The organism is Aquimarina sediminis (assembly GCF_002895435.1).
GTDB classification, from domain to species: Bacteria; Bacteroidota; Bacteroidia; order Flavobacteriales; family Flavobacteriaceae; genus Aquimarina; species Aquimarina sediminis.
Window position 1 is genome coordinate 1 of record NZ_POYJ01000023.1, and the last position, 7,191, is coordinate 7,191.

9 protein-coding genes are annotated in these 7,191 nt (G+C 35.1%); 8 read left to right on the forward strand and 1 reads right to left on the reverse strand.

Annotation, left to right across the window (positions count from 1 at the left end):
- Positions 1 to 1,259, forward strand: a 1,259-nt coding sequence (locus tag C1X07_RS24505; protein WP_317046163.1) for an RHS repeat domain-containing protein, incomplete at its 5' end; no start/stop codon positions are given.
- 11 nt (positions 1,260 to 1,270) lie between these two features.
- Positions 1,271 to 1,765, forward strand: a complete 495-nt coding sequence (locus tag C1X07_RS24510; RefSeq protein WP_103072694.1) for a hypothetical protein — start codon at positions 1,271 to 1,273, stop codon at positions 1,763 to 1,765.
- Between the two features lie 131 nt (positions 1,766 to 1,896).
- Here the strand turns inward: C1X07_RS24510 and C1X07_RS24515 are convergent, their stop codons facing one another.
- Positions 1,897 to 2,223: a helix-turn-helix domain-containing protein gene (locus C1X07_RS24515; protein ID WP_103072695.1), complete on the reverse strand. Its 327-nt coding sequence runs from the start codon at positions 2,221 to 2,223 to the stop codon at positions 1,897 to 1,899.
- A 148-nt stretch (positions 2,224 to 2,371) separates the two neighbouring features.
- On the opposite strand from C1X07_RS24515, the gene C1X07_RS24520 reads away from it, so the two are divergent.
- From C1X07_RS24520 to C1X07_RS24545, 6 genes are all read left to right on the forward strand, one after another.
- Positions 2,372 to 3,964 carry a hypothetical protein gene (locus C1X07_RS24520; RefSeq protein ID WP_103072696.1) on the forward strand — a complete coding sequence of 531 codons (1,593 nt, stop codon included), beginning with the start codon at positions 2,372 to 2,374 and terminating at the stop codon, positions 3,962 to 3,964.
- A 41-nt stretch (positions 3,965 to 4,005) separates the two neighbouring features.
- Positions 4,006 to 4,914, forward strand: a complete 909-nt coding sequence (locus C1X07_RS24525) for a tyrosine-type recombinase/integrase (protein WP_103072697.1) — start codon at positions 4,006 to 4,008, stop codon at positions 4,912 to 4,914.
- A 1-nt stretch (position 4,915) separates the two neighbouring features.
- Positions 4,916 to 5,821, forward strand: a complete 906-nt coding sequence (locus C1X07_RS24530) for a tyrosine-type recombinase/integrase (RefSeq protein WP_103072698.1) — start codon at positions 4,916 to 4,918, stop codon at positions 5,819 to 5,821.
- A 26-nt stretch (positions 5,822 to 5,847) separates the two neighbouring features.
- Positions 5,848 to 6,087 carry a hypothetical protein gene (locus C1X07_RS24535; RefSeq protein ID WP_103072699.1) on the forward strand — a complete coding sequence of 80 codons (240 nt, stop codon included), beginning with the start codon at positions 5,848 to 5,850 and terminating at the stop codon, positions 6,085 to 6,087.
- 138 nt (positions 6,088 to 6,225) lie between these two features.
- On the forward strand, positions 6,226 to 6,477 hold the full coding sequence (locus C1X07_RS24540) for a hypothetical protein (protein ID WP_241507326.1): 252 nt from the start codon (positions 6,226 to 6,228) through the stop codon (positions 6,475 to 6,477).
- Positions 6,474 to 6,761 (forward strand): type II toxin-antitoxin system RelE/ParE family toxin, encoded by a 288-nt coding sequence (locus tag C1X07_RS24545; RefSeq protein WP_103072701.1) that lies wholly within the window; start codon positions 6,474 to 6,476, stop codon positions 6,759 to 6,761. The genes C1X07_RS24540 and C1X07_RS24545 overlap by 4 nt, the downstream gene beginning before the upstream one ends.
- The last annotated feature ends 430 nt before the right edge of the window (positions 6,762 to 7,191 follow it).

Below are 7,191 nucleotides of genomic sequence, written 5' to 3' on the forward strand. Positions count from 1 at the left end.
TGAGTATAAGGATAGATGATAGTAGGGACGTTCTTTTTTTTAGAGATATTGTAGATAAGGTAGCAAAAAAAGGGTACCGAAAACTTTTTTTTGGTGTATACACAGACCATTTAGGAAACGTTCGACTCTCCTACACAGACCGCGATAACAGTGGTACCATCACCCAAGATGAGATCGTAGAGGAGAACAACTACTATCCCTTCGGACTACAACAAAAAGGATACAATACTGCCATTACCGGCAGAAAACATAATTACAAATACAATAACACAGAACTTGAAGAAGGACTGGGGCTTAATTGGTATGAGATGCCATTACGTTCCTATGACCCAACTATAGCCAGATGGAATCGTGTTGATCCTGTGGTGCATCATTCTTTATCAACCTATAATGCGTTTGATAATAACCCTATAATCTTTGCTGATCCTAGTGGAGGGAATTCATCTAGGTTATTTCATGAATATGAAGCAGGAAGACCTGCACGATTAATATCTAATCATGAAGCAAGATTTCTAAAGCATGACTTTGCATTTATCGGAAACCTGCCTATGAGGCACGCTACAGGTGGAGCTGATAATAATGGTGGTGGTAATAGTAGTGATAATAGCGGTGGAGTTGCTAATCCAGATAGTCCTATTGAATTAGATACCGTTTATATTAATTCAACTAATCGTAGTGAAATGCCTGCTTCTTTACATGCTATGGATGGTCAAGGAGGATACACTACTTCTTATAAAGGAGGAATTGATGATTATAATGCAGAATATGGAACAAATTATGATGAAGGGGATCTTGGTTCATGGTATTATGATAATTTCTACAAAAAAGAATTAAGCGATCTGCGAGGTAGTATACAAGCAGCACAAGCAGAAGCTGCTGAGTATGTTAGTTATATTTTACCTACTCCTGCCATTGTAGGTGGTTTTGCAACAAGAGGTGCTATGGCTCTTGGTAAGATTGGTAAAGGTTTGAATATAGTAGGAAGAAAAGTTGTTCTTAAACTAGCTAAACCACATCCTTATTTATATAAATTTTCTACAAAAACTCTTAGGTATGGACATGGTCAATTTGATGCGGGACATAGAGCAACAACATTTTTACATAAGGAAATTATAATGAATGGGAAAGTTCTTTTTAGAAAAAGTGACTATAGTTTGATCTTTAATTATACCACAAAGCAAGGTCAGAAATTTTCTGAAATTATTAACCCTTTCACAAGAAGGATATTTCATCAAGCCCCTAATCATATAAAACTATAAATCAATTTGGAATGGTTATAAAATTTATAAAATTTGGATTTCTACATAATTATATTTCTAGAGAAGAGTTGTTGAGTTGGTCTGATATAAAATTAATGAATAATTCAGTAGAAGATATTTTTGTAGACTTAAGTTCTTTAACTTCATCTGATTCTAATTCGAAAATTGTAGAGATACTTAACAAGCATAAAAGTAAAGATTATGATACTTTTAGAATTTTGCATTTGAAATTTCTTAATTTATTACATAAATATATAAGAGGTAAGAATTGGGAGGAGATACAGTTTAAGATGTTAGAATATTATGACTTCTTTTATGACGATGAAATTTCTTTGTTTAGTGAAGAATATGAGTTTTGGAACAAACTTCATGATGATTTTCATTTAAGAGAAGAAGGTTTTAATGGGGGATGTATGCTTATGCCTACAGAGTTATTTGAGTATTTTCAGAATAAGAATATCGAACCTACCGAAAAGTCTTTTTTAGAGCTTTTAGCTGATACCTGATGCTAGATTTTTCTCCGCTCGGGCATAGTATGTGCTAGTGCTAGTTTGCAACTAGTACCGTGTATGAGTGGGCGATAAGAGTGAGATATATAGATAAGAAACAGTTACAGGCTTAGGCTTGTAGCTGTTTTTTATGTAATAGATTTAAGCTTTACATTTTTGATAAGAGCATCCAAAGTATAAAGAATATGTTCTTTGTCGTTATCATCCATCTGTTGTACTTCGATCACACGTTTAAGAAGTTGATTGTCTACTTCTACAGTAACTTTACCGATAAGGTAATCTAAAGAAACTTCTAATACATCAGCAATTCTAGAAGCTACTTCAATCGATGGCTTTACTTCATCTCTTTCATAACGACCAATGATATCCCCAGAAGTACCTACTTTTTTACCCAACTCATTTTGAGAAAGCTTTTTTTGCTTACGTAACTTGGTTATCTGCTGTCCTAAAGTCATACTTAAAAGTCGTTAAAATGCTATATATAATAAGGTTTTAGCAAATATAGGTGATATAAATATCACAACAAAGCTATATAAGACTTGGTTAAATCTGATAAATGTTTTAGTTTTGTGATATATATGTCAGATTATAAACTTTTCAACAATGTTAGATACCACCAACCCACATAACTACAGTTATATCACAAAACACATAGAAATACACATTCTAGGAGGTATCAAACTCAATAACCTAGAGCGTATGAGAGTAACCATGAGTGTACAAAAACTGTATACTAAAGGTGACCAAAGCAACAAACAACACAATGTGTTGCGACACAGTATCGATTTATACAACGATAATATGGTCGAGAAGTTTATCAGAAAAATAGCAGAGCGTATAGAAATCGGTACAAGTATAGCTCGAGAGTCTCTCCAAGAGCTCACCACAGCACTAGAGCAATACAGAATCAAAGAGCTTGACAAGGAAGAGGAAGTTCCTGCACCCAGAATAGTATCAGGCAAAGAACTACAAGCCGCAGAGAATTTTTTAAAAGACGAGAACCTACTAAAAAACACAAATGAACTCATTGGTACATCTGGTGTTATAGGAGAAGAAACCAACAGACTATTGATGTATTTAATATTTACCAGTCGCAAAACCAATAACCCATTACATTGTATTAGTCTGGGCAGTTCGGGAGTAGGAAAAACACATCTACAATCCAAAGTAGCAGAACTCATACCCGATGAAGACAAAGTAGAAATTACAGTACTCTCTGCCAATGCTTTCTATTACTTTAACCGTACAGAACTACGTAATAAATTGATACTAATAGAAGACCTAGACGGTGCAGAAGCGGTACTATATCCTCTTAGAGAATTACAATCAAAACGAAGGATTACCAAAACCGTAGTACACAAAGACAGAAAAGGAACTACCAAAACCATACACCTTACCGTAGAAGGTCCTGTAGCTGTAGCAGGATGTACCACACAAGAAAGTATCTATGAAGATAATAGTAATCGTAGCTTTTTATTATACATCGATGAATCCAGTGAGCAAGATAAAAAGATCATGCACTACCAGCGCGCCGAGTCGGCGGGACGAATAAATAAACAAGAAGAATTTACCGCAGCCAGATTCTTACGCGATGTACAACGAATCCTAAAACCTGTAAAAGTGATAAACCCATATGCAGAATACTTAGAGCTTCCTGAATCTGTATTTAAACCTAGAAGAACCAATAGCCACTATCTACAATTTATAGAAGCCATTACGTTTTACTGCCAGTATCAAAGACCTAGAAAATATGATCCACATACAGGAGAAGAATATATAGAAACCACTATCGAAGATATACAGGCAGCTAATGAGATTATTAAAGAAGTATTATTACGTAAAAGTGATACCATCACAGGAGCAACACGAAACCACCTCGAACGTCTCAAGACGTATTTAAAAGAACATAATCAAACTACGTTTACCAATACCGAGATACGTAGAAACTTACGAGTAAAAGAAACCACGCTACGAAGATACAATGCACATTTGTTAGCAGAAGGCTATATAAAACGAGTAAAAAAAGCTAAGACCAAAAGCTATTGTTTTGAAATTATAGATATAAACGAATACACAAACCTCAAAACACAAATAGACAACGCATTAAACACTTGCCTGTCAAGGTTCTCAACCGCCAGTTCGCCACCAAGTCGCCATACCCAAAATGGCGAAGACAACACAAAGAAAGCCAGCTAAGTAACTCCCACTCGCTACAATCCATAAAAAAACACATACCTATGAAAAAAATAAAGCTACAAAACCATAGCTACAGGATATTACTCGCCTCATTTAGTGAATGGCTCGATATACTAGGCTATAGTACTGCCATGCAAAACAACTACCCCGCCCAACTATGTGAGTTCTTTTACTGGTTAGAACAAAACGATATTAGCCATATAAACTACATACAAAACCACCATGTCAGAAACTACTACAACCAATTAAAACAAAGACCCAATACAACTAGAGGAGGCGCACTAAGCAATAATTACCTCAATAACCATCTGCAATCCCTCAACAAGTTCAGAGAATACCTAAAAAAGCACAACAAAAAACCATTTAACCTCCCTATCAAAAGAGAAAAAGATAAGACTGCAGAAAAGTTAAACATACTATCCCCAAAAGAAATCAAACAACTCTTTAACGCAACCGCCTACAGTCATGAGCTACCAAAGTTTAGAGCCAGAAACAAAGCAGCACTGGTATGCCTGTACAGTTGTGGAATGCGAAGAAACGAAGTCCTTAACTTAGAAATACCCGATATCCTTTTTGATAAAGAAAGAATCTATGTCAGAAAGGGAAAAAATTACAAAGAACGCTTTATCCCTATCAACCCGTATAACCTGCACATACTACAAGAATATATCTATGATGCCCGAATGGAATTTAGTACATCCAGTCAAAGTAATTATGTATTTATCACTACCAGAAGCCTTAAAATGAGTGGTACCGCCTTAGAGGACTCTCTAAAACAGATCATAGAAGCCACACAAAACAGAGAACTTATCGAAAGAAATATAACGCCACATGCACTACGTCATAGTATTGCCTCACACTTTTTGCAGGCAGGAATGAAAATCGAAGATATACAACAGTTCTTAGGACATAACAGCTTAGAATCAACTCAAATATACACACATATCTAAGATGAATACACCACAAGATTATATAGAATACTTACAGCAACAAAACTATAGCCATACCACTATAAAACATCAGCAGCAGCGTATAACAGCATTTATAAAATGGACTAAAAAGCAACAGATAAACCCAACGCTAATAGATTATAAAAACTGTATGAAATACATACAGTATCTACAGCAAAAAAGACTCAAACCACAAACCATCAATAATCATCTGGCGACCATCAGAAGTTACTTTAATTACCTGATCCAGCAATCACACAGAAGTCAAAACCCGCTAGAGGATGTGTCAGTAAAAGGAACTATAAAAAAGATGTTGCATAACCTGCTAGAGCCCGACGAACTCGAAGATTTATATTACAGCTATCAGACAGAAGAGTTTACCAAATACACCAATCCCATTACCAAAAATGCACTACAACGTAATAAAATAATCGTGGGACTCATCGTATATCAGGGGCTTAATACGACCAACCTCAAAAGTCTAACATTAGAAGACCTTCAACTCAAAAAAGGTAAAATATATATCCCTGCTACACCTAAAAACAATAGTAGAGAAATAGAGCTAAAACCATGGCAGATCATAGACTGTATAACATACATCAATCAAATACGTCCACTAATCGCCAAAAGTAACGACCTCTATACCCAACAACTGTTTATTCCTCAAAATACATTTAAAGACTTATTGCAAAGAGGCATCCTTAAAAGATTAAAAAAGATAAACCATAAAGTCATCAACCTAAATCAATTAAGAGCATCAGTAATCTGCAATTGGTTAAAACAATACAACATCAGAAAAGTACAATATATGGCAGGACATAAATACATCAGCTCTACAGAAAACTACAAACAAGACAATCTGGAAAGCCTGCACGAAGCTATCAACCAGTATCACCCTATTCACTAATATGTAACACCTTAAAAACAAATCATATGAAACCAAAACAAAACTATATCAAAATCCCAATAACACGACCCGATGAGTTCTTATATATGAAAAACTCCCTACTGGAAAACCTTTACTTATTAAGTCAGCTAGACGATAACTATGAGTATAACAGAGGATTTAAAGATGCGGTGTATTGGATATCCAAAATACTACTAGAAAGTTACTCATCAGAAGAACTTGAAATAACACGGCAAACTAAAGAAACTTCTAAACTTAAAACTTAAAAACCACTCATACCCTACAAGCTTTTAAAAAACTGAAATAACCTTTAATAGCTTTAAAACAATGGTAATGAATTACTAATAATATCAGGGTTACCAATACAAATACTAAAAATATTACTATATTAAACTATCTTTGTTATGAATGTAAAAATGAATATTATGGGAGCATTAGAGTTAAGGAATCTTATATCCGAATATGTAAATACAGCAGATGAGCGCCTATTAAAAATAGTAAAAGCAGTTATGGAGAGTTACAGGGAAGATGAACTTACCTTAACAGAAGAAGACTATAAAATCTTAGATCAGCGTAGAGAACGTCATATAAAAGGAGAAAGTAAATCGTTTACTTGGGAAGAAGTAAAGCAAAATGCTAGAGGAGCTGCTCAATGAAATATGAATTAGAGATTAAAGAGGAAGCAAATCTGGAAATGATTAAAGCTTATCTTTATTACGAAGAGCAACAAATTGGGTTAGGCGAACGATTTTTTAAGCATTTAGATACTTATATTGATAGGATACAAACCAATCCAGAGCATTATCCCAGTAAACGACCACCTTATCGAGAAGCTTGGATTAAGAAGTATCCATATTTAATCATTTATGAAATTATCGAAAAAAAAGTGATTATTTACTCAGTATTTAATACTTGGCAACATCCTAAAAAGAAGCTTTAAAAAGCCTTTACTAGCTTCTAATAAATTTAAAATGGCATCAAATATTTAATTAACCTGAACTGATACGTTCGGGTTTTTTGTTGTCTAGATAAATAGCCAGGTGTCTCCCTACGGTCGGCGAGTTATTATGAGCGCACCGCCGAAAAGGCGTTTTGCCCATAAGCTGCAATAAGGAGTTCCTTCGTCACGCCACAAGCTATTTTTTGTTATTCCACAAGTGCAGAAAAAAGCACTTGTTCCATACCGCTGCGACTCCCTCGCCTTCGGTCGGTAGTCTTCGCTACAAACAAATAGCCTTGTTCTGTTCCTCTATCACCCGTAGCTACTCTTGCACCCAAGCCCAATAAGGATAGCCTACGGCAGTTAATTAATTGGGTACAACCGCTACTACATGGGCTCCGCCGCTAAGTCGCAACCTAGCCAATTTTTT

Excerpts from the sequence above, each read along its gene's own strand:
- C1X07_RS24520 (WP_103072696.1), top strand. The coding sequence starts at position 2,372 with ATGTTAGATACCACCAACCCACATAACTACAGTTATATCACAAAACAC.
- C1X07_RS24535 (WP_103072699.1), top strand. The coding sequence starts at position 5,848 with ATGAAACCAAAACAAAACTATATCAAAATCCCAATAACACGACCCGAT.
- C1X07_RS24540 (WP_241507326.1), top strand. The coding sequence starts at position 6,226 with ATGAATGTAAAAATGAATATTATGGGAGCATTAGAGTTAAGGAATCTT.
- C1X07_RS24515 (WP_103072695.1), bottom strand. The coding sequence starts at position 2,223 with ATGACTTTAGGACAGCAGATAACCAAGTTACGTAAGCAAAAAAAGCTT.
- C1X07_RS24530 (WP_103072698.1), top strand. The coding sequence starts at position 4,916 with ATGAATACACCACAAGATTATATAGAATACTTACAGCAACAAAACTAT.
- C1X07_RS24525 (WP_103072697.1), top strand. The coding sequence starts at position 4,006 with ATGAAAAAAATAAAGCTACAAAACCATAGCTACAGGATATTACTCGCC.
- C1X07_RS24545 (WP_103072701.1), top strand. The coding sequence starts at position 6,474 with ATGAAATATGAATTAGAGATTAAAGAGGAAGCAAATCTGGAAATGATT.
- C1X07_RS24510 (WP_103072694.1), top strand. The coding sequence starts at position 1,271 with ATGGTTATAAAATTTATAAAATTTGGATTTCTACATAATTATATTTCT.